General features: G+C 59.2%; 20 protein-coding genes. 7 read left to right on the top strand and 13 right to left on the bottom strand.

Annotated elements, in window-relative coordinates; translation table 11 throughout:
- Window positions 1-229: 229 nt before the first annotated feature.
- Window positions 230-1,594: an FAD-binding oxidoreductase gene (locus BM152_RS15710; protein ID WP_066605176.1), complete on the bottom strand. Its 1,365-nt coding sequence runs from the start codon at window positions 1,592-1,594 to the stop codon at window positions 230-232.
- A gap of 100 nt (window positions 1,595-1,694) precedes the next feature.
- On the opposite strand from BM152_RS15710, the gene BM152_RS15705 reads away from it, so the two are divergent.
- Window positions 1,695-3,380, top strand: a complete 1,686-nt coding sequence (locus BM152_RS15705) for a chloride channel protein (protein WP_066605174.1) — start codon at window positions 1,695-1,697, stop codon at window positions 3,378-3,380.
- 105 nt (window positions 3,381-3,485) lie between these two features.
- Here BM152_RS15705 and BM152_RS15700 read toward each other — a convergent pair whose 3' ends face one another.
- The 3 genes from BM152_RS15700 to cobT all read right to left on the bottom strand — a co-directional run bounded on the left by BM152_RS15700 (window position 3,486) and on the right by cobT (window position 7,701).
- Window positions 3,486-3,827, bottom strand: a complete 342-nt coding sequence (locus BM152_RS15700) for a DUF427 domain-containing protein (protein WP_066605172.1) — start codon at window positions 3,825-3,827, stop codon at window positions 3,486-3,488.
- Between the two features lie 168 nt (window positions 3,828-3,995).
- Entirely contained in the window at window positions 3,996-5,777 is a 1,782-nt protein-coding gene (locus BM152_RS15695; protein WP_066605170.1) for an aminopeptidase P family protein, read from the bottom strand.
- 49 nt (window positions 5,778-5,826) lie between these two features.
- Window positions 5,827-7,701, bottom strand: a complete 1,875-nt coding sequence (cobT, locus tag BM152_RS15690; RefSeq protein WP_066605167.1) for a cobaltochelatase subunit CobT — start codon at window positions 7,699-7,701, stop codon at window positions 5,827-5,829.
- Between the two features lie 212 nt (window positions 7,702-7,913).
- Between cobT and BM152_RS15685 the strand changes: the two genes are divergently transcribed.
- The gene (locus BM152_RS15685; RefSeq protein ID WP_066605162.1) at window positions 7,914-8,501 is read left to right on the top strand and encodes an NADPH-dependent FMN reductase; all 588 of its coding nucleotides are present in this window, start codon (window positions 7,914-7,916) and stop codon (window positions 8,499-8,501) included.
- A gap of 102 nt (window positions 8,502-8,603) precedes the next feature.
- On the opposite strand, the gene BM152_RS15680 is transcribed toward BM152_RS15685, so the two are convergent.
- Window positions 8,604-9,014: a hypothetical protein gene (locus tag BM152_RS15680; RefSeq protein ID WP_066605160.1), complete on the bottom strand. Its 411-nt coding sequence runs from the start codon at window positions 9,012-9,014 to the stop codon at window positions 8,604-8,606.
- 307 nt (window positions 9,015-9,321) lie between these two features.
- Window positions 9,322-10,290, bottom strand: a complete 969-nt coding sequence (gene cobS / locus BM152_RS15675) for a cobaltochelatase subunit CobS (protein ID WP_231730542.1) — start codon at window positions 10,288-10,290, stop codon at window positions 9,322-9,324.
- 235 nt (window positions 10,291-10,525) lie between these two features.
- Here cobS and BM152_RS15670 point away from each other — a divergent pair, with 235 nt between their 5' ends.
- Window positions 10,526-11,086: a fasciclin domain-containing protein gene (locus tag BM152_RS15670; protein ID WP_066605155.1), complete on the top strand. Its 561-nt coding sequence runs from the start codon at window positions 10,526-10,528 to the stop codon at window positions 11,084-11,086.
- 142 nt (window positions 11,087-11,228) lie between these two features.
- A complete protein-coding gene (locus BM152_RS15665; RefSeq protein ID WP_066605152.1) occupies window positions 11,229-12,215 on the top strand; it encodes a DUF808 domain-containing protein in 987 nt (328 codons plus the stop codon).
- A 175-nt stretch (window positions 12,216-12,390) separates the two neighbouring features.
- On the opposite strand, the gene BM152_RS15660 is transcribed toward BM152_RS15665, so the two are convergent.
- Window positions 12,391-13,026, bottom strand: coding sequence for a J domain-containing protein (locus BM152_RS15660; protein ID WP_066605149.1), 636 nt, complete (start codon window positions 13,024-13,026; stop codon window positions 12,391-12,393).
- Window positions 13,027-13,095: 69 nt separating this feature from the next.
- Between BM152_RS15660 and BM152_RS15655 the strand changes: the two genes are divergently transcribed.
- Window positions 13,096-13,353, top strand: coding sequence for a BolA family protein (locus BM152_RS15655; protein WP_066605191.1), 258 nt, complete (start codon window positions 13,096-13,098; stop codon window positions 13,351-13,353).
- Between the two features lie 3 nt (window positions 13,354-13,356).
- On the opposite strand, the gene BM152_RS15650 is transcribed toward BM152_RS15655, so the two are convergent.
- The 3 genes from BM152_RS15650 to gatB form a co-directional block, all read right to left on the bottom strand.
- The gene (locus tag BM152_RS15650; RefSeq protein ID WP_066605145.1) at window positions 13,357-13,776 is read right to left on the bottom strand and encodes a DUF4177 domain-containing protein; all 420 of its coding nucleotides are present in this window, start codon (window positions 13,774-13,776) and stop codon (window positions 13,357-13,359) included.
- Window positions 13,777-13,867: 91 nt separating this feature from the next.
- A complete protein-coding gene (locus BM152_RS15645; protein ID WP_066605143.1) occupies window positions 13,868-14,353 on the bottom strand; it encodes a thioesterase family protein in 486 nt (161 codons plus the stop codon).
- A 57-nt stretch (window positions 14,354-14,410) separates the two neighbouring features.
- Window positions 14,411-15,928, bottom strand: a complete 1,518-nt coding sequence (gene gatB, locus BM152_RS15640; protein WP_066605140.1) for an Asp-tRNA(Asn)/Glu-tRNA(Gln) amidotransferase subunit GatB — start codon at window positions 15,926-15,928, stop codon at window positions 14,411-14,413.
- Window positions 15,929-16,060: 132 nt separating this feature from the next.
- On the opposite strand from gatB, the gene BM152_RS15635 reads away from it, so the two are divergent.
- Window positions 16,061-16,846: a transglycosylase SLT domain-containing protein gene (locus tag BM152_RS15635; protein WP_231730543.1), complete on the top strand. Its 786-nt coding sequence runs from the start codon at window positions 16,061-16,063 to the stop codon at window positions 16,844-16,846.
- A 189-nt stretch (window positions 16,847-17,035) separates the two neighbouring features.
- Complete coding sequence (locus BM152_RS15630) at window positions 17,036-18,166, top strand: aminotransferase class V-fold PLP-dependent enzyme (protein ID WP_066605138.1); 1,131 nt, start codon at window positions 17,036-17,038, stop codon at window positions 18,164-18,166.
- Window positions 18,167-18,289: 123 nt separating this feature from the next.
- On the opposite strand, the gene BM152_RS15625 is transcribed toward BM152_RS15630, so the two are convergent.
- The 3 genes from BM152_RS15625 to BM152_RS15615 form a co-directional block, all read right to left on the bottom strand.
- Window positions 18,290-19,510, bottom strand: coding sequence for an FAD-dependent monooxygenase (locus BM152_RS15625; protein WP_066605136.1), 1,221 nt, complete (start codon window positions 19,508-19,510; stop codon window positions 18,290-18,292).
- Between the two features lie 111 nt (window positions 19,511-19,621).
- Complete coding sequence (locus BM152_RS15620; RefSeq protein WP_066605134.1) at window positions 19,622-19,831, bottom strand: hypothetical protein; 210 nt, start codon at window positions 19,829-19,831, stop codon at window positions 19,622-19,624.
- A 128-nt stretch (window positions 19,832-19,959) separates the two neighbouring features.
- Window positions 19,960-20,610, bottom strand: a complete 651-nt coding sequence (locus BM152_RS15615; protein WP_066605132.1) for a pyrimidine 5'-nucleotidase — start codon at window positions 20,608-20,610, stop codon at window positions 19,960-19,962.
- Between the last annotated feature and the right edge of the window lie 64 nt (window positions 20,611-20,674).

Raw genomic sequence — 20,674 nt, 5'->3', positions numbered from 1 at the left:
GTCGAAGTCGGGGCTTTTTATATCTGTGTGTATGTGCGAAACTCCTTAAAGGTATGGAATTTCGAGAGAAATCACGCGTTTTGGAAACGCGTTCAGGTGACTCGGAAATGCGTTGCTGTGAATGGTGTGAAAATTATCCAATGATTTCAATGGGTGGATTTGAGCCAGCGGAAATCGGATGAGGTAATTCACATTTCGGAAAAGGCCTGTGCGGCGCTTCCGGCGTGGCTTACGGCACGAGTTTTCCGGGGTTGAGGATGTTTTTTGGATCCATCGCCGCTTTGATCTGTCCCATTAGATCCCAAGCCGCGCCATGTTCTTCGGGCATGAGGCTTTTCTTGCCCATCCCGATCCCGTGCTCGCCGGTAATGGTCCCGCCAAGCGCCAGCGCACGTTCGGCCATCCGGTGTGCGAGGCGTTTGCCCTCTTTGATTTCGGCTTCGTCATTGGGATCGACCAGCAAGATCGCGTGGAAATTGCCGTCGCCCACATGGCCCAGAATCGGCCCGTGAAGCGGTGAGGCCGCGATGTCTGCGCGGGTTTGTTCGACGGCTTCGGCAAGTTTCGAGATCGGCACGCAAATGTCGGTGACAACGGCTTTTGTCCCTTTGCGGAGCGCCAGACAGGCCCAATAGGCGTGGTGGCGCATGGTCCAGAGCGCGGTGCGATCTTCGGATTTGGCGGCCCATTCGAAATCCGAACCGCCGAAATCATGCACGATCTCGCCGAACATCTCGACCTGTTCCGCGACCGTGGCCTCCGAGCCGTGGAATTCCACGAACAGATGCGGTTTGAGCGGGAAGTTCGCGCCGGAATAGAGGTTCACGGCATGAACGCTTTCGGCATCGAGAAACTCGATCCGCGCCATCGGAAGCCCCACCTGAATCGTGGCAATCACGGCCTCGACTGCCGGACCGATCTCTTCAAAGGAACAGACAGCGGCGGAGATGGCTTCGGGCTGTCCGTGAAGGCGCACGGTCATTTCCGTGATCAGGCCCAAGGTGCCTTCGGAGCCGACAAAGAGCGAGGTGAGGTCATATCCTGCGGCGGATTTGCGCGCGCGGCTTCCGGTGCGGATGATCTTGCCATCCGCGAGTACCACCTCAAGCCCTGTGACGTTTTCTTTCATTGTGCCGTATTTGACCGCAGTCGTCCCCGATGCCCGCGTCATCGCCATGCCGCCAAGGCTGGCATTGGCGCCCGGATCGACGGGGAACATCAGCCCCGTGTTACGCAGCTCGACATTGAGGGCCTCGCGCGTGATGCCGGGTTGCACAACGGCGTCCATATCGGCGTCATTGACGCGCAGCACCTGATTCATACGGCTGAAATCAACTAACAGCCCGCCAGATGTCGCGAGGGTTTGTCCCTCAAGCGAGGTGCCCGCGCCGAAAGCAGTGACGGGAATCCCGTGTGCATGACATATTTTCATGATTTCCGAAACTTCTGCCGTGGTTTCGGGATAGGCGACCGCCTCGGGCGGGGTTGGGGGGAACCATGTCTCGGACAGACCGTGTTGATCGAGTTCGGACTTGGATCGTGTGAGCCGACCCTCTAAAACGGAAGAAAGCTCGGTATAGGCTGTGTCAATCATGGGACTCACTCGTCTGTTCAGGTCCGATGACCATAATGGACGTGGGCAGGCAGGAAAAGCCAGCAGGGCAAGTACGCTGAAACACGAAGGGATCGCGCAGATGGCCGAGGAGAAGACGTCATATCCGGCAAAGGCCATGGCCGAGATACGTGAAGGTCTCTCCGATGCGCTTGATCTGGTCCGCAGGCGTGGGCCGAGCCAGATCCAGTTCTGGTTTATTGCGCTTTTGATCGGCATTGCCTCCGGCTTTGCCGCATTGGGGTTCCGCAAGGGGATCGACCTTCTTCAAGGCATGTTCTACGGCACGCCCGACCTGCGCCATTTGCACACATTTGCCAGCGATTTGCCGTGGTATTGGGTTTTGTTCCTGCCGGTCTTTGGCGGGCTTGTGGTGGGCATCGTGTTGAACTGGTTCACGCCGGACGGGCGGGTGCGTTCGGTCGCGGATGTGATCGAGGGGGCCGCGCTCAATCAGGGGCGGGTGGAGAAACGTGCAGGTCTGGCCTCGGCCTTTGCCTCTTTGATCACGCTCTCGACGGGTGGCTCTTCGGGGCGCGAGGGGCCGGTGGTCCACCTTGCCGGTGTGATCTCCACATGGGTGTCCAACCGGCTTCACGCTGACGGAATCACGGGGCGCGACCTGTTGGGATGTGCAGTGGCAGCGGCGGTGTCCGCCTCGTTCAATGCACCGATTGCGGGGGCCTTGTTCGCGTTGGAAGTGGTGCTGCGCCATTTCGCGGTTCATGCTTTTGCCCCCATCGTCATTGCGTCTGCTGCAGGGACGGTGATCAACCGGCTGGAATTCGGAGGTGTAACCGAGTTCACGCTGGCTGCCGAAGGGGCGTTGAGCTTTTATGTCGAATTGCCCGCCTTCCTGATCCTCGGTCTGCTCAGTGGCCTCGTCGCCGTGTTGATGATGCGTTCGATTTTCATGGCGGATGATTTCGGCTCGTGGGTGCAGGAGAAACTGCACTTGCCGCCCGTGCTCAGACCGGCATTTGCGGGGCTTTTGCTCGGCCTCATGGCCATTCAGTTTCCGCATATCATCGGGGTTGGCTATGAAACCACATCGGCGGCGCTGACCGGGCATCTGCTCTTGTGGCAGGCGGTGGTCTATACGGTGATCAAGGTGATTGCCGTTTCCATCACCATGGCGGGCCGGATGGGCGGCGGGGTATTCTCGCCCGCGCTGATGGTGGGGGCTTTGACAGGGCTGTCTTTCGGCCTCGTGGCCACGGCGATTTTCCCGACCGTCTCCGGCACGGCCACGCTCTACGCTCTGGCCGGAATGGGGGCTGTGGCCGCCGCGGTTCTGGGCGCGCCGATTTCGACCACCTTGATTGTGTTCGAACTCACCGGAGACTGGCAAACGGGGCTTGCGGTGATGGTTGCTGTGTCCTTGTCCACCGCGCTTGCCTCGCGCCTTGTGGATCGCTCGTTCTTCCTGACACTGCTGGAACGGCGGGGCGTGCATCTGGCCGCAGGGCCGCAGGCCTATCTCTTGGCCACGGTGCGGGTGCATCAATGCTACCGCGCACCGGACGCGCCACGGGCAGCACCAGAGGCCGCCTGTCGCGAGTTGATTTCTCAGGGGATTTACCTGTCCCCCAATGCCACGCTTGAACGCGCCATGCCTCTGTTCGAGAAGAACAACCTGATCTTCATTCCGGTCGTGACGCTGCGCGAGGAAACAGGACCGGAACTGCACGGGGCGTTGTTTCACGTCGATGCGCTTCGGGTGTTTTCGCGTAAACTGGCGGAAACGGCGGCAGAGGAACATTCCTGACATGACAAACGCGGGCCAGAGACCCGCGTTTATGTGTGTTTTCAAAGCGTTTGGAGCCAATCCTGCGCTACGATTTCCACGAAGGCTTGAGGCTGTCAGACCAGATCAGAGCTGTTCGACGGCGGCTTTCTGGGCATAAAAGGCGATGTGATCCTTGATCGCTGCGGCCACATCATTGGGGGCCTCATAGGTCCAGGCCGCATTCTTGATCACCACGGATTTCGTATGAATATCGTAATGTTTGGCCGTGCCTTTGAACGGGCAGGCCGCGACCGTGTCGGTTTCTTCCAGAAAGGCCATGGCAAGGTCTTCGCGCGGAAAATAGATCACCGGCGGGTAATCCCCTTCGGTCAGTTCCAGCGCTCTGGCGCTTTCGCCAAGCACAGCGCCACCGGCGCGCACAACCCATTTTCCCGCAGCGGGGCGAATTGAAATATGGTCTCCCATGTCTTTGTCCTTCTTGTGTCATTGTCGAGCACCCGAAGACGTTTTGCGAAAAATAAAATGGTTTTCGAAAAGCGTCCCGAGCGGGCGCCGATGGTGTGAGCCTTTCAAAACGTGCGGAGCACGTTGATCTCGAAAGGGTTCTATCAGGGTTTTTGTATCCGGTATATGTCAGACGGGTGTCACGGCTTGTCGCAGCCAGACGTGGGCCTGTTCGGACACGCGGTCCTTGAGCTTTTCCCAGACTGTTTCGTGATAGTCGTTGATCCAGTCGCGTTCCCACGGGGCCAGTTCGTCTGCAAGGATCAGATTGCGGTCGATGGGCACCCATGTCAGCGTTTCGAAGTTGAGCATGTCGCGCCCGTCCGCCCCTTCGATGTCCGGCGCTTTTTGCGTGGCGATCAGGTTTTCGATCCGGATGCCGAAGGCGCCTTCGCGGTAATACCCCGGCTCGTTGGACAGGATCATTCCTTCTTGCAGAGGCAGCAGGGATGTCCGTGAAATCCGTTGCGGTCCTTCGTGGACCGAGAGGTAGGAGCCGACGCCGTGGCCTGTGCCGTGGTCATAGTCGCGCCCCATCCGCCACAGCGGTGCGCGCGCCAGCGCGTCGAGGTGAGCGCCAGCCACGCCACGCGGGAAAGCTGCGGTGGAAATGGCGATCATGCCCTGCAAAACGGCAGTAAAGGCCGCGCGTTCCTCAAAGCCGGGATCACCCAGAGCAATGGTGCGGGTGATGTCTGTTGTGCCGTCCTGATATTGCGCACCGCTGTCGATGAGCAACAGCTCTCCCTCACGTAGCGCGCGGTTGGTGTCTTCGGTCACGCGGTAATGCACGATGGCTCCGTTCGGGCCGGAGCCGCAAATCGTGTCGAAGGAAATCTCCTTGAGCTGATTGGTGGCGGCGCGGAAGGATTCGAGGGCTTTCACCACTTCGATCTCGGTCAGGTTCTCGGGCGGCTGTTCGGAGAGCCACGAGAGAAATTCGACCATCGCCGCCCCGTCACGCAGATGCGCCTCGCGGGTGCCTGCGATCTCTTCGGGTGTCTTGCAGGCTTTGGGAAGGATGCAAGGATCGTCGCCTTCGACAATCTCGGCATTTTTCAGCATGGTTTTGACGGCGAAAGGTGCGGTGTTCGTGTCCACAAGCACGCGACAGGTCAGCTCTTCAAGAGCCATGCCGAAGGCGGCGCGGGGCAGGATGGAGATGCGCGGGTCAGGGCCGAGATCGGCGTATTTCGCTGCATCATCAAAAAGCATCAGCCGCCCCGTGATGGTGAGGATGCCAAAGGCCTGCACCACCGGATTATGCGCAATGTCGGAGCCTCGGATGTTCAACAGCCACGACAGGCTGTCGGGCAGGGTGAGCACCACGGCTTCGGCCCCTTGTGCGGCCACGGCCTCGCCAATCTCGGCGAATTTCTCTTCGGAGGTCTTGCCGGTCAGTTCCACAGGCTGCTTGCTCACCGGCGCACTGGGGCGTGCTGGTCGGTCGGTCCAGATACGGTCCACCAGATTGCTGGTGGCGATCATTTCCTTGCCCGTGCCGAGCAGGGTCTTGCGCAGACTTTCCACCTCGCGAATGCTGTGCAGCCAAGGGTCGAAACCGATCTTCGCGGCATCGGTTTTCAAAAGCCATGTGCCCAGCGAGGTGGCGGGCCAGTCGATATAGTCGAACAGTTTCGGGTCACATTGCGCCCGCACCTGCACTGTGTAGCGCCCGTCGGTGAAAATAGCTGCTTGGGAGGCGAGCATCACGGCAAACCCGGCCGATCCGGTGAACCCCGTCAACCATGCCAGACGTTCGTCACAGGGGGCCACATATTCGCCCTGATGGGCATCCGCACGAGGCACAAGAAATGCGTCCAGCCCCGTATCCAGCATTTCCTTGCGCAGCGCAGTCACGCGCGGGGCGGCCTGTTCGGGGCGGGTGGTCACATCAAAGCTTTGGAACATTTTGCAATGGTCCTTCCATGGTCATAATCGCGGATCATTCGACAGGCGCTCAGGAAGCGCGGCGCATTCCCATCACGCGGGCACGCGCCCGCGGGTCGCTGTCGAAAAGCGAGGCAAGTTGTTCCGTCATTGCTCCCGCCAGCTGTTCGGCATCGGTGATGGTCACGGCGCGGTCATAGTAGCGCGTCACATCATGGCCGATCCCGATGGCCAGCAGTTCCACCTGTTTGCGCTTCTCGATCATGGCGATCACGTCACGCAGGTGTTTTTCGAGGTAATTGGCGGGGTTGACGGACAGGGTGCTGTCATCCACTGGCGCGCCGTCCGAGATCACCATCAGGATTTTGCGCGCTTCGTGGCGTCCCACCATCCGGCGATGCGCCCATTCGAGCGCCTCCCCGTCGATATTCTCTTTGAGCAGCCCCTCTTTCATCATCAGGCCCAGATTGGCCCGTGTCCGGCGCATGGGGGCATCGGCGGATTTGTAGATGATATGACGCAGATCGTTCAGGCGTCCCGGCTGTTGCGGGCGACCCTGTCCGAGCCATTCCTCGCGTGACAACCCGCCTTTCCATGCCCGTGTGGTGAAGCCCAGAACCTCGACCTTGACGTTGCACCGCTCCAGCGTGCGGGCCAGAACATCGGCGCAGATCGCGGCGATCGAGATCGGGCGTCCGCGCATGGAGCCGGAGTTGTCCAGAAGAAGCGTCACAACCGTGTCGCGGAATTCCGTGTCTTTTTCGACCTTGAACGACAAAGGCGTTGTCGGGTTGGCCACCACACGCGCCAGACGTCCGGCGTCGAGAATGCCCTCTTCACGGTCAAATTCCCAAGACCGGTTCTGCTGCGCCTGAAGGCGGCGCTGCAATTTGTTGGCCAGCCGCGAAACGGCGCCCTTGAGCGGTTCAAGCTGCTGGTCAAGATAGGCGCGCAGGCGTTCAAGCTCAGCGGGTTCGGCCAGTTCCTCGGCCATGATTTCTTCGTCATGGGCGGTGGAAAAGACCTGATAATTCGGGTCGGCATCGGACACGGGCGCGGGCTGGGGCGGTTCAACTTCGGCTTCGTCTTGCGGCAGTTCGACCTCTTCGGAGAATTCCTCGTCAGCCAGATCATCCGAAGACACCGTTGCCTCCTGCATGTCCTGCTGTTGCTCCTGCGTGTCTTCCGCGCTGGCCTCGCTGTCGTCTTCCTGTTCCTGATCCTCGCCCTGATTTTCCGGCTCTTCGTCCTGTTCCTCGGTCTCGGCGGATTGATCCTCTTCGGGATCGGTCGCATCCGGGTCGTCGCCAAGCTGATCCCCGTAACCCAGTTCCTCGATCACGCGACGGGCGAGGCGGGCAAAGCCCTGTTGGTCTTCCAGCAGGACGTCGAGATCCTCGAACGTGTCCTGTGTTTGCCCGTCGATAAAATCGCGCCAGAGATCGAGCACATTTTCCGCCGCCTGTGGCAATTCGCGTCCGGTCGCCTTTTCGCGCAGATAATAGCCCATCGCTTGCGCCAGAGGGGCATCTTCGCGTTTGGTGATGCCGTCATATCCGCGCCGCGTGGCCTCACTGCCGATCTTGGCGTCGATATTCTTGCCGGTGCCGGGCATGTAGCGCGCGCCTGCCGCTTCGCAGCGGGCAGCTTCCAGCGCGTCGTAGATTTCAAAAGCCATCTGGCCCGGAGGCGCATAGCGTTGGAAGGTGCTCTGGTCGTGGAACTTGTGGCGCAAGGCCAGCGCATCCGCCGTGCCGCGCGCGATCAGCACTTCTTCTTTCGACATCCGACGCGAGACTTGCGGCAGGCGCACCGTATCGCCGGAAATGCCCGCCGGATCCATAGAATAGGTGACAGTCAACTCGCCATCGTCAGCGAGGACTTTCGTCGCTTCCGCGAGTGCTTTTTTGAATGGATCGGCCGGGTTGTCGCTGGGTTTGTTCATACCCTCGTTAAATCATGCGCGTGACAGTCGGGCAAGCGAAAGAGAAGCGCAGAAATGAGACAATGCCTGAGCGCGAGGTCGCACAGGTTTTGCGCTTCGGTGAACATAAGTCGCCCTTGAGTGTATGGTGTGTGCGGAACTAGGTTGCGGGCAACGGCACAGACTGCGTTTCAGACACTTGTCTGTGCGAAAATTGAAAAAGGAAATATGGAATGTCCAATCCGAAAATTGCCATTGTCATCGGCTCCACCCGTGACGCCCGTTTCGCCGACAAACCTGCTCAATGGCTTCTGGCCAAGGCGAAAGAGCTTTGTACCGAGCTTGATTTCGATCTGGTCGATTTGAAAGACTTTGATCTGCCCATGTTCAACGAGATGGCGTCGAACCTCTATATGCCGTCTGCCGACCTCGCTGCGATCAAATGGCAGGAGAAAATGGCCGAATATGACGGTTATATCTTCGTGACGCCGGAATATAACTCGTCGATCCCGGCCTCGTTGAAAAACGCTCTGGATCAGGCCGGTAAGGAGTGGGTGCGTAAACCCGCTGCTGTCTTGGGGTATGGCTCCGTCGGGGCGGCTCGCGCGGTCGAGCATTTGCGTGCCGTGGCAGTGAATCTGCAAATGGTGCCGGTGCGCTCCGCCGTCTATATCTCCGGCTCCGATTTCTTCAAAGTCTCGCCGCTTGGGGCCAATGCGGCAATGTCCGAGATTGAAGCCGGCATCCTGCCGTCGCTTGAGGCCATGCTCAGCGATCTGACGTGGTGGACCAAGGCAACGAAAACTGCCCGCGAGGCATAAGCCCGCAACGGATCACCTATTCAAAATAAACCCACGCACATTTCAGGTTAAGGGCCCGCCAGTTTGGTGGGCTTTTTCTGCGGGGCTGTGTTCATCGTTTTCCTATCCGCCGAGCAACATCCCGCGACACTGGCGCATCTTTTCCTCGGCCAGTGCTTTGGCGCGTGTGGCTTCCTCTTCGTCAAAAGAGAAACGTGATACCGAGAGCAATGTGCTTTGCGCCACATGGCCCGCGATCCGCAGGTCTTCATAGGCGGGGTTGGCCTCTGGAGGTATCAGCGTATCCAGCAAAGCTTGCATGGCCTGTTTGAGCGCGAAAATCTCCCGATCATCGTGATGTTGCGCCTCGGCGGACAGGCGTCCGGCGCAGTAGGCGAACTGACGGGCGAGCGGGTTGTCGGCGGGAAGTGGCGCTGCGCGAAGCGGCAAAGGGGCGAACAGAGCAAGGCAAAAGACCGCAGCGGTGGAGGGGGCGGTGTCCTGTCGTCTCTCTTTGCGCGTCTGTCCTGTCATGGCCTTTGTCCGTCGCTGATCTCTGTCGCTGAACCAAAGCCGTTCGCGTGCGTGTGAGGAGGGATCAAGGGGGAAGGCTTCCCTCGTGCGAGCGGCTTGTTACAGTCAGGCTAGGCCGATTTTCGGATTCTGGCAATAATTTTGTATATACTGTGGATATACTTTGGCTATACCTCCTCGCGCGAGGAACGAAGCCGATGACCTGTGCCGCTGATATTCAGGGCAGGGGGCTTGTCGGTAACACAGGCGCGCAAGAAAAAAAGGCGGACCCGAAGGCCCGCCTTTGAAATCTCGGTCTTGAACAGTCTCAGCTTGCGACGGAGGCCGCCGACTCGGGCAGTTCTTCGTCAAAGCAGCGCTGGTAGAACTCGGCGACGGTTTGCCGTTCCAGCTCGTCACATTTGTTCAGGAAGGTCAGGCGGAACGCATAGCCGATGTCGCGGAAGATCTCGGCGTTTTGCGCCCATGTGATCACGGTCCGAGGGCTCATCACGGTGGAGAGATCGCCGTTCATGAAGGCGGTGCGGGTGAGGTCGGCGACGGTGACCATCTGGCTGATCTGTTTGCGGCCTTTTTCGGTGTTGTAATGCGGCGCTTTGGACAGAACGATGTTCGATTCCGCATCATGGCTCAGATAGTTGAGCGTGGCCACGAGAGACCAGCGGTCCATCTGCGCCTGGTTGATCTGTTGCGTGCCGTGGTAAAGACCGGTGGTGTCGCCCAGACCAACCGTGTTGGCGGTGGCGAAGAGACGGAAATAGGGGTTCGGTGTGATGACTTCGTTCTGGTCCATCAGCGTCAGCTTGCCGTCATGCTCCAGCACGCGCTGAATCACGAACATCACATCGGCGCGACCCGCATCATATTCGTCGAACACGATCGCGCAGGGGTTGCGCAGTGCCCACGGCAGGATGCCTTCCTGAAACTCGGTGACCTGTTTGCCGTCTTTGAGCTTGATCGCGTCTTTGCCGATCAGGTCGATCCGCGAAATGTGGCTGTCGAGGTTCACACGCACGGAGGGCCAGTTCAGGCGCGCGGCCACCTGTTCGATGTGGGTGGATTTGCCTGTGCCGTGATAGCCCTGGATCATCACACGGCGATTGTGGCTGAAGCCTGCAAGGATCGCCATGGTGGTGTCGGGATCGAATTTATAGGTGGGGTCGAGTTCAGGGACACGGTCGGTGGTTTCGGCAAAGCCTTTCACCGTCATGTCTGTGTCGATGCCGAACACGTCGCGCACGGAAATGGTTTCGGTCGGTTTTGCGTTCGCATCCATGATATTGCCCGCTCTATTCATCGCATTTCATTACTCACCTGACTTCGTGCCCTATCGCGCCGAGAGGTGCAAGAGGCAGAGCGCCGAGAAGACGTGCATTCTCTGTGTGCGGGCTGTGCACAGACTCACGCCAGCGTGAAGAGGCGTGAGGACAAAAAGGTGATCCGCACCGTGATCCGGCCCGTAGACCTCATAACCTCGACACTGGGTTGAGGACCGAAAGGGAGATACACTTATGAAACGCACAATTTTTGCCGCAGCCACCGCCACGATCCTTGCAACCACAGCTTTTGCCGATGATTCCATGATGAAAAACCCGATGGTGGGCGGCGCTGAAATGTTCGCTGACAAAAATATCGTCGAGAACGCCGTGAACTCCGCCGACCACACCACGCTCGTGGCCGCTGTGCAAGCCGCCGGTCTTGTCGAGACCCTGTCGGGCGAAGGTCCTTTCACCGTGTTTGCTCCGACCAACGACGCCTTCGCCGCTCTGCCGGAAGGAACGGTCGAAACGCTTCTGAAACCTGAAAACAAAGATCAGCTGACCAAAATTCTGACCTGCCATGTGGTCGCCGCCGATGTGATGTCCGAAGCTCTTGTCGGTATGATCGAAGATGATGGCGGTATGCATGACGTGCCGACCGTGGGCGGGTGCACGCTCAAGGCGATGGTCAAGGACAGCATGGTGATGATCGAGGACGAGCAGGGTAATGCCGCCACGGTCACCATTGCGGATGTGGACCAGTCGAATGGCGTGATCCATGTGATCGACAAGGTTCTGCTTCCGGCGATGTAAGCCTTTCGGGCCTTCGCGTCTGTTAACGAGTGTTTTGGTGGGGTGTGCACAGTGCATACCCCGCTTTTTTGTCGTCTTCACTTGGCCTCGGTAGGGGTTCGTGAGTAGATAGGGCCAGTGAAATTTAAGTGGGGACAACAGGATGAGTGGCCTTCTGGCGCTTTTGGACGACGTGGCAGGGATTGCGAAAGTGGCGGCGGCCAATGTGGATGATATTGCAGGGCAGGCGGCCAAGGCCTCGGCCAAGGCCGCGGGCGCGGTGATTGACGATGCGGCCGTGACACCGAAATATGTCCACGGTTTCGCGCCTGCGCGGGAATTGCCGATTGTGGGCAAGATCGCGCTTGGCTCTATTCGCAACAAACTGGTGATCCTGTTGCCGCTCGCGCTGCTTCTGGCCAGCTTTGCGCCGTGGCTCATCACGCCTTTGCTGATGCTGGGCGGATCCTACCTTTGTTTTGAAGGGGCCGAAAAGGTCTATCACCTGTTTAAACCTCACGCGCTACATGCGGACGGGCATATGCCGGAAGAAGGCGACCCGACCCATCTCGAAGAACAGAAGATCGCAGGGGCGGTGAAAACGGATTTCATTCTCTCGGCGGAGATCATGACCATCATTCTGGCCGCACTCGACGCCGATCAGTCGATCTGGTTTCAGGCGGGGGCCTTGGGGCTTGCCGGGATTATCATCACGGTCGTGGTCTATGGCAGCGTCGCCCTGATCGTCAAAGCCGATGACTTCGGCCTGTGGCTGGCGCGTGTTGGACAGCTTTCCGTGACTCGTGCTTTGGGGCGGGGGATTGTGAAATTCATGCCGGCTCTGATGAAACTTCTGATGATTGTCGGCACGGCGGCCATGATCTGGGTCGGGGGCTCTATTGTGATCCACGGGCTGCATGAGTTGGGGATGCATCATCCTTATGAAGAAATTCACCACATGGCCGAGCTTGCGACCGAGGCTGTGGCGCATTCTGTTGCAGATGCTGCCAGTTTCGCGGGCTGGTTCGTCACCGCCTTTTTCGACGGTATCTTCGGCCTGATCTATGGGCTGATCCTGATCCCCGTTGTGGCAAAGATCATCAACCCGCTGATCCGCGCTGTTCGGGGCAAACCTTCGGACGCCCACTGAACGGTAGGGTGCGCGCTTGAGTATTTGCGCCATCAGAAAGCCGGATGCAAAGACGTGTGGCGGATGGCAGGGGCTGAAGGGCGAAGGATTTTTAGGACATGGTTTTCAACAAGCGAAAAGCCCCGCTGTTTGGCGGGGCTTTTTCTGTGTGACTGTTTAGGGGAAGGCAAGGCGCTTATTTGAACCAGCGGCTTTCCTTGAGCTGGTCCCATGCCCAGACAACCTGTTGCAACTGTTCCTCTTGCGAGCGGTCGCCGCCGTTCACATCCGGGTGCAACACCTTGATGAGCGCGCGATATTGCTTCTTGATCTCGGCCTTGGTCCAGTGGTCCTTGGCTTCCAGAATCTCGATAGCCTGACGCTCGACAGGGGGCAGTTTGCGGGTGGGAGCCCCCGGATCGCCTTTGCCCGGATTGCGCGTGGCGTTCTCTCCCAGAACTTCATGGGCATCGTCGATGCCAAGGCGTTCCCAAGCGCGTTGTTCGACCGACTTCTTGCCGAAAGGCTTGGTCGGGCGGTCGCCGGTCTGCGACGACTTGTAGGCCGCGTCCATTTCTTCTTCCGTAGCGGTGGCGAAGAAATTCCATTGCAGGTTATATTCGCGCACGTGGTCCTTGCAGAACCATTTATACTCGTCCAGATGGTCTGGCGACCGCGGTGCGCGGTATTGTCCCGGCTCGTTACAGCCCTCCCATTCGCACACGCGTTTGGAGGTTTCGAACGCGCCAGACATGCCTCTACGGCCGCCGCGTTTGTTCTTTTTTGCGGAAGATACCGAAATATCAAAACCGAAGGGGTCTTTCTTATCCATCTGCCTCAACCTTTTCGACTCGGACGCAGGACTTTAGATGAGAATGGCCAAATGGAAAAGGGTTGGATGATGACAATTGCCGATGAAATGCGCGAACGCTTGGAAAATGCCTTTGCGCCCACTGAGTTGATCGTGGTGGATGACAGTGCCGCACACGCCGGACATGCGGGCAATCCGGGTGGGGGTGGGGAGACCCACTTCAATGTCAGGATTCGCAGCGCCGCGTTTGAGGGACAGTCGCGCATCGCCCGTCACCGGATGGTGCACAAGGCGCTGGGGGATCTGGTGCCACGTATTCACGCGCTGGCGCTGGATCTGGACGTGTGACGCTCAGGATTCGCGGTCTTCGGCAATCTCGTCGGCCACGTCAGGGTCCAGCTTGCGCGCGTCAGCCCCTGCGCCTTTTGCGGCTTTGGCCGGAAAGGGCACAGAAGGCGGCGGAGTGTCCCGATCTGCGGCAAGGGATTTGCGGGCGGGGGCTGTGGTCTCTTCGGTCCGCAGGCTGGCTCGCGCCTCATCCATTTCGCGGCGAAAGACGAGAACGGTGTGATAGTTCACGGTTTTCGAGGTGATCCCCGCACGTTCTTCCATAGGCAAAAGGTCGGCGCGCAGATATTCCCATCCCTCTGCCCCTTTGGCATTCAGCAGGCTTTGCATGGCTTGCGCGATCCGGCCTTCGGAGGTTTTGATCCCTTTGGCTTTCTCACCTTTGCGCGGTGCGGGAATGGTCAGATATTCGTAACGGGGCATCGTGATCTCCTTGCGCTCTGGGGGATGGTGTAGCGCAGTGTCCGGTCGCGTCAATAGCATGCGCCGGAAGTGCGCGGGCATCGGCGGAGGATCACGCAGCTTTGTTCTTGAGCGAGATGGAACGACCTGCTTGCGCGGGAGAGGGCAGGTGACTGTGTGAGTCTTTAAGTGCAGAGAGTTTTACGGATATCTCTGGCGGAAAGGGCACGACGCACGGGCCTGACATGTCGATATGCAAAAGGAGTTCTTCTGCCGTGGCCGCGATCCAACCGTTTTCGTGGTGGATTTCGTGGAACAGCACCATACGTTTGGCGTCGAAATCGAGTAGCCGGGTGTGGACCCGCACGCGGTCGCCCAGTTTCAACTCGCGTTTGTAGCAGATGTGCACTTCCGCCGTGTAGGTCGTGTGGCGGGCGGTCTTGGCGTAGGTTTCGCCCAGACCGATATGCGGATAAATCTCGTCTCCGCCCTGATCCATGATAACGGCATAATAGGCCATGTTGATATGGCCATTGTAATCTACCCAGTCCGGGCGAACCTCTATGAGCGAGGAGATATGTGGCGCGGGAAGCGGCATGGACAAGCTCACATGAAAAAGCCGCCCCGTGGGGCGGCTTGATGGATCAATTTCGGCTCAAAGCCCGAGTTTTTCTTTCACCAGCGCGTCAACCGCTTTCGGGTTGGCCTTGCCTTGGGTGGCTTTCATCACCTGTCCCACGAACCAGCCCGCGAGTTTCGGGTTGGCTTTGGCCTTCTCGACCTGCGCGGGGTTGGCAGCGATGATTTCATCGACGGCGGCCTCGATTGCACCCGTATCCGTCACCTGTTTCATGCCGCGCTCTTCGACAATCTGCGCCGGATCGCCACCTTCGGTGTAGACGATCTCGAACAGGTCTTTCGCGATCTTGCCGGAAATCGTATCCGCCTTGATCAGCTTGACGATCTCGCCCAGTTGTTCGGGCGTCACGGGGCAATCTTCGATGTCCTTGTCGTCTTTCTTCAGGCGACCGAACAATTCGTTGATCACCCAGTTGGCAGAGAGTTTGCCATCTTCACCGGTGGCGACCACTTTTTCAAAATAGTCGGCATTCACAGTGTCAGCGGTCAGCACGCCCGCGTCATATTCGGACAGGCCAAAGTCTTTGACGAAACGTGCCTTTTTCTCGTCAGGCAGTTCGGGCAGGCTCTTTTTGATCTCGTCCACCCACTCCTGTTCGATCTCCAGCGGCAGGAGGTCGGGGCAGGGGAAGTAGCGGTAGTCATGTGCTTCTTCTTTCGAGCGCATGGAACGGGTTTCGTTCTTGGCCGCGTCATACAGTCGGGTTTCTTGATCCACCTCGCCGCCATCTTCGAGAATGGCGATCTGGCGACGGGCCTCGTAGTCGATGGCCATCTGGATGAACCGCGTGGAGTTCATGTTCTTGATCTCGCAGCGCGTGCCGAGATGGGAGAAGTCCTGCGTTTCCTGATATTTCTCGTATTGGCCGGGACGGCAGACCGACACGTTCACGTCCGCGCGCAGGTTGCCGTTTTGCATGTTGCCGTCGCAGGTGCCCAGATAGCGCAGGATCTGGCGCAGTTTGAGGACATAGGCGGCGGCTTCTTCAGGCCCGCGGATGTCGGGGCGTGAGACGATCTCCATCAGCGCAACACCGGTGCGGTTGAGATCGACGAAGGACATATTGGGGTCCATGTCGTGAATCGATTTGCCGGCGTCCTGCTCAAGGTGGATGCGTTCGATCCGCACGAGACGCGCCACACCGGGTTCCATGTCCACAAGCACTTCACCTTCGCCTACGATCGGGTGGTAAAGCTGTGAAATCTGGTAGCCTTGCGGCAGGTCCGGGTAGAAATAGTTCTTGCGGTCAAAGGCGGAGAACAGGTTGATGTCGGCTTTCAGGCCCAACCCCGTGCGCACGGCTTGCTCGATGCAATATTCGTTGATGACCGGCAACATGCCCGGCATGGCCGCATCAACGAAAGACACGTTTGAGTTCGGTTCGCTGCCGAATTGTGTGGAGGCGCCGGAGAAAAGCTTTGCCTCGGAGGCAACCTGCGCGTGAATCTCCATCCCGATGACGAGTTCCCAATCCTCTTTCGCACCTGCAATGGTTTTTACCTTCGGTGCGGCATATTCGAGATGGTCGAGCATAGGCATGTCCCTGATCTGGTCGAACTTTCCCGCGTTCTAGGCGCTCTGTGGCCGATGGGCAAGAGGGCGGGCTTTGCAAAGAGGGGGATGAACGGGCATATATAGGGAAATTATGAAGGGCTGTGTGCTGTGATGGGGTGTTCGAACGGGATCGTTGGTCTGGCTGCGGCTTTGGCATTGAGTGCAGGGCTGGGCACAGGCACAAAGGCCGCCGCCTCGGAAACCGCCTCCACCATGTCGGCTCCGGTCGCGCCCTTGACCGTCAGTGTGATTCCCAAGCCGCGCCCCTATGAAATCCGTATTCCGAAATTGCGCTGGAAGTCCCAGAACAAGGGGCCGGCATGGACCCGTGCGGCGATGAAAGCTGTGGCGGGTCACGGCCAGACCCTGATCAAAACCGTTCCTCAGGACATATCTTCGTGGTGTCCGGGCTATGCCACGCAGGACGAAAGCGGACGCGCGGCGTTCTGGGCAGGGCTGTTGTCCACCTTGTCCTATCACGAAAGTACGTGGCGGGAGTCGGCGGTTGGTGGCGGCGGGCGCTGGTTCGGGTTGGTGCAGATCGCCCCTGCAACCGCACGGCACTACAACTGTCGGGCATGCACGGGCGAGGCGCTCAAGGACGGGGCGATGAACCTGTCCTGTGCAGTGCGGATTATGAACAAAACCGTGGCGCGGGATCAGGTGGTCAGCCAGGGTATGCGCGGCGTCGCGGCTGACTGGGGACCGTTTCACTCCGCCCGCAAACGCGAAGACATGCGGCGCTGGCTTGCGGCCCAGCCCTTTTGCCGCCCCATGCTGAAAAGCTCTCCTTTGCCTTTGCCGCGCCCCGTGTCGGACAGCGGCGATCTGGCCTTTGATGTCGAGGCGGCACTTGAGCCGCAAAGCGTCACGTCAGAAAGCGTCACGACAGAGTGACCGGCTGAGTGAGGTGGGCAGAATTTTCTCGCAGATCCCGCGCTGAAATTACGATTTTCGGGAGGCCATGTCGCTCCGATATAACGCCTTGTTTTTTCGAACGTCCGGTGCTCTTTTGAGCCCGACACAGCCACGCGTGCCCAGAAAATATGCACTCGGGATTTCGCGAAACGCTTTAAGGAGGACCCCATGACCGCATTGCGCACTGATATCGATCCTGACGGATTGCTCGAGTTTTCGGTGGTCTTCACCGACCGTTCCCTCAACCATATGTCGAAAACCTTTCAAAAGGTGATGACGGACATTCACGACACGCTTTGCGAGGTCTACGCGGCGGATACAGCCGTGGTGGTGCCCGGTGGCGGCACCTATGCGATGGAGGCCGTCGCGCGTCAGATCGCAGAGGGCGAGGATGTGATGGTGATCCGCAACGGCTTCTTTTCTTTCCGCTGGTCCCAGATTTTCGAGGCAGGTGATATTCCGGCCTCTCAGACCGTTCTGAAAGCCCGCCGTGTGGGCAATGAGCCGGATGCCGGGTTCTTGCCTGCGCCTTTGGAAGAGGCCATCGCCAAAATTCACGAAACAAAACCCGCCGCCGTTTTTGCCCCGCATGTGGAAACAGCCTCGGGGATGATCCTGCCCGACGCCTATATCGGCGAACTGGCCGAAGCTGTCCACGCCCATGGCGGGCTGATGGTGCTGGATTGTATCGCCTCGGGCTGTGCTTGGGTGGATATGAAAGAGACCGGCGTTGATGTCCTGATTTCGGCCCCGCAAAAAGGCTGGTCCGCGCAACCGTCGGCGGGGCTCGTTATGCTTTCCGAGCGAGCGCTTGAGGTGGTGAAAGCCCGCCAAAGCTCGTCCTTTGCCATTGATCTGGGAAAATGGCTGACGATCATGGAGGCCTACACGGGCGGGGGGCACGCCTATCACGCCACCATGCCGACAGATGCCCTGCGTGCCTTTCGGGATGCGATGCTTGAGACGAAAGCATACGGTTTTGCCAAGCTTTCGGACGCGCAGTGGGAGTTGGGACGCCGAGTGCGGGCGTTGCTGGCAGAGCGCGGCTTCAAATCGGTTGCAGCAGAGGGTGTGGCGGCCCCCGGTGTGGTGGTGTGCTACACGGATGACCCTGCGATCAAAACCGGCGCGGCCTTTGCTGCCCACGGCGTTCAGATCGCGGCGGGTGTGCCTTTGCAATGCGACGAGGGCGAGGGCTTCTCGACCTTCCGGCTCGGGCTGTTCGGGCTTGATAAGCTCTATGACGTGGATGCAACCGTAGGTCGGCTTGAGGCCGCTCTCGACGCGGTTCTGGGTTAAGCGTCCCTGTTTCCTTTGCTGCACATAAATACTCATAGGCGCGGGCCACTTGGCAAAACGTGTCTTTTGAGTATTTGGGGCAGCAAAGGAGACGGTATTCCTTTGATATGAAACCGTTCGGCGTCAGATCGGCCCCAGCCCCGCTTTCATCACCTTGCGCCGCACGGGGCGCAGGTCGTGGACGGCCTTGAGGCCCAAGAGGCGCACCGTGCGCAGGATTTCATCTTCGGAGCGCACAACCCGGTTGAACAGATCCACCACTTTGGCGCGCGCGGCGATGTCGCGGTGACGGGTTTTGGCAAAGGCGTCGAGCATTTCCTGCCCGCCAAGGTCGCCGCGATGGTTTTCCGAGAGCGTCAGCAGTTCCGCGAGATCATTGAGCGAGGTGTTCAGCCCCTGCGCCCCTATTGGTGGCAAGACATGCGCGGCCTCGGCAATCACCGCTACCCGCTCGCCGGAGAGGCGGTCTGCCAGTTGTGTAATGATCGGAAAAATACCCCGACCAGAGGCCAGTTTTAGTGAGCCATACAAGCCGGCGGAACGGTCGGTCATGGTGGCGTTGAAGGCGTCGACTTCCATGTTCAACAATTCGGTCGCATAGGGGCCTTTGTTCATCCAGACGATGGCAGAGGCCGGTTTGCCGTCGATGTCGGGCAGTGGCACCATGGTGAAGGGGCCGCCTTCGCGGTAAATCTCGGTAGAGACATTGTGATGCGGCAATTCATGGGTGGCGGTGAAGGCGAGTGACTTTTGTCCGTAGCGCGTGGTTTTGACGCCAATTCCCGCTGCTTCGCGCACCGGTGAATTGCGCCCATCGGCAGCGACCACGAGCTTTGCGCGGACCGTTGCGCCATCGGAGAGGGTGACACGTGCCTCGTTGGTGCGGGTCAGCATGGTTTTGAAGCCGACACCGTAGCGCAGTTCGACATTGGCAATATCCGGCACCGCACGCGCCAGTTCGCGGCGGATGACCCAGTTGAGAAAGTTCCAGCCAAAGGGTTCGTCGGCGCTTTCGCGGCCTTCGAACTGGCGTTCTGTGCGAATCTCGGGACCGGTCTCGCCGGATATGGTGTCCACGATGCGCAGGGCTTCCAAGGGGGTGGCATGAGGGGCAAGATCTTCCCAGATGCCGATCTTCTCGAACAGGTCACGCGCGGGGCGCAAAAAGGCGGTGGAGCGCAGGTCCGAGCTGGCCTCGTGGCCCGTTACAACGGGCGGGGTGGGGTCAACCATCAGGGTTTTGAAACCTGAGGCTCCGAAAGCCGCCGCTGCGATCAGTCCGGCGATTCCGCCGCCGGAGACCAGCACATCGACGCTGTCATGTGGGAGAGAGGTATCGGCCATGGGGGTCTCCTTTGCACCTCGGGTCGTGTCTGCTCGGCTCGTGACCAAGAGATAGGTGCAAAAGAGAGGATTGTCCAAGGACAGTCTGTCTCATGTCGGAGACAGGGGGCCTTATTGCCCCATCGTGAGAAGGATCAGCACGACATAGATCACGGGAACCGTGGCCACGGCTGTTACGCCCAGAACCCACGGGCCAATGGCAAACATGCCGTAGATCACCGCCGCGATGACGACGACAACAGCGAGAAGAAACAGAACGACGCCACGGGTGGAGGCGATAAGCTCATCGTGCGGGGTATGGTCTGCGGCAGCTTCGGCCATGTGCGATCTCCGGATTTTGCGTGGTTGTTCCGGTCCTGATAGGAGGCGCGAGGCAACCGGTCACGGCGGCAGTTTGACGCAGGTGCGCGTTACGGGGCATGGCCGTTGCGGAAGAGGCGTGGTTCCGCTCAGGTGAGTGCGCGCAGGAAACCGGCCAGATCATGGGTGTGATGCTGGATATGTGGTGCGGGCGGGTCCAGTGGGGCCGGTGCGACATGGACGGTTTTCATGCCCAGACGATGCGGCACTTCGAGGTTGCGCGGGTCGTCTTCGAACATGGCGGCCACTTCGGGAGCAATCCCGTCACGGCCCAGCACGGTGTCAAAGGCCTGCGGCTGCGGCTTCGGATGGAATTCGGCATGTTCAATTCCGTAGACCGCGTTGAAAATTCCGGTGAGCCCGCGCCCCTCCAGCACCCGTTCGGCATAGGGGGCGGAACCGTTGGTATAGACGATCTTGCGCCCCGGAAGCGCGGTAATCGCGGCCTTCAGTTCGGCATCGCGCGTCAGTCCGGAAAAGTCGATGTCATGGACATAGCTCAGATAGGGCAGCGGGTCGGTGCCGTGTTTGGCCATCATGCCCGATAGCGTGGTGCCGTAGTCACGCCAGTATTCATCGCGTAGTCTGTTGGCTTCTTCGGCTGTGACCTTGAGTTCGCGCGCGACCCAGTCGGTCATCTTGACTTCAATCTGCGCAAACAGAGCCGCCTCAGGCGGGTAAAGCGTATTGTCGAGGTCGAAAACCCAGGTTTTCACATGTGAGAATTGATCGGCTACCATGTCCCCCGTGTTAGGCCTGCGCGACGCAATGTGCAAGCTGACTGAATGTTTGCACTCATGTTAG

The sequence above is a fragment of the Celeribacter halophilus genome (genome assembly GCF_900114135.1).
In the GTDB taxonomy this organism is placed as follows: Bacteria; Pseudomonadota; Alphaproteobacteria; order Rhodobacterales; family Rhodobacteraceae; genus Celeribacter; species Celeribacter halophilus.
This window is presented reverse-complemented; position numbering and strand designations above follow the sequence as displayed.

Excerpts from the sequence above, each read along its gene's own strand:
- BM152_RS15710 (WP_066605176.1), bottom strand. The coding sequence starts at position 1,594 with ATGATTGACACAGCCTATACCGAGCTTTCTTCCGTTTTAGAGGGTCGG.
- BM152_RS15705 (WP_066605174.1), top strand. The coding sequence starts at position 1,695 with ATGGCCGAGGAGAAGACGTCATATCCGGCAAAGGCCATGGCCGAGATA.
- BM152_RS15700 (WP_066605172.1), bottom strand. The coding sequence starts at position 3,827 with ATGGGAGACCATATTTCAATTCGCCCCGCTGCGGGAAAATGGGTTGTG.
- BM152_RS15695 (WP_066605170.1), bottom strand. The coding sequence starts at position 5,777 with ATGTTCCAAAGCTTTGATGTGACCACCCGCCCCGAACAGGCCGCCCCG.
- cobT (WP_066605167.1), bottom strand. The coding sequence starts at position 7,701 with ATGAACAAACCCAGCGACAACCCGGCCGATCCATTCAAAAAAGCACTC.
- BM152_RS15685 (WP_066605162.1), top strand. The coding sequence starts at position 7,914 with ATGTCCAATCCGAAAATTGCCATTGTCATCGGCTCCACCCGTGACGCC.
- BM152_RS15680 (WP_066605160.1), bottom strand. The coding sequence starts at position 9,014 with ATGACAGGACAGACGCGCAAAGAGAGACGACAGGACACCGCCCCCTCC.
- cobS (WP_231730542.1), bottom strand. The coding sequence starts at position 10,290 with ATGGATGCGAACGCAAAACCGACCGAAACCATTTCCGTGCGCGACGTG.
- BM152_RS15670 (WP_066605155.1), top strand. The coding sequence starts at position 10,526 with ATGAAACGCACAATTTTTGCCGCAGCCACCGCCACGATCCTTGCAACC.
- BM152_RS15665 (WP_066605152.1), top strand. The coding sequence starts at position 11,229 with ATGAGTGGCCTTCTGGCGCTTTTGGACGACGTGGCAGGGATTGCGAAA.
- BM152_RS15660 (WP_066605149.1), bottom strand. The coding sequence starts at position 13,026 with ATGGATAAGAAAGACCCCTTCGGTTTTGATATTTCGGTATCTTCCGCA.
- BM152_RS15655 (WP_066605191.1), top strand. The coding sequence starts at position 13,096 with ATGACAATTGCCGATGAAATGCGCGAACGCTTGGAAAATGCCTTTGCG.
- BM152_RS15650 (WP_066605145.1), bottom strand. The coding sequence starts at position 13,776 with ATGCCCCGTTACGAATATCTGACCATTCCCGCACCGCGCAAAGGTGAG.
- BM152_RS15645 (WP_066605143.1), bottom strand. The coding sequence starts at position 14,353 with ATGCCGCTTCCCGCGCCACATATCTCCTCGCTCATAGAGGTTCGCCCG.
- gatB (WP_066605140.1), bottom strand. The coding sequence starts at position 15,928 with ATGCTCGACCATCTCGAATATGCCGCACCGAAGGTAAAAACCATTGCA.
- BM152_RS15635 (WP_231730543.1), top strand. The coding sequence starts at position 16,061 with ATGGGGTGTTCGAACGGGATCGTTGGTCTGGCTGCGGCTTTGGCATTG.
- BM152_RS15630 (WP_066605138.1), top strand. The coding sequence starts at position 17,036 with ATGACCGCATTGCGCACTGATATCGATCCTGACGGATTGCTCGAGTTT.
- BM152_RS15625 (WP_066605136.1), bottom strand. The coding sequence starts at position 19,510 with ATGGCCGATACCTCTCTCCCACATGACAGCGTCGATGTGCTGGTCTCC.
- BM152_RS15620 (WP_066605134.1), bottom strand. The coding sequence starts at position 19,831 with ATGGCCGAAGCTGCCGCAGACCATACCCCGCACGATGAGCTTATCGCC.
- BM152_RS15615 (WP_066605132.1), bottom strand. The coding sequence starts at position 20,610 with ATGGTAGCCGATCAATTCTCACATGTGAAAACCTGGGTTTTCGACCTC.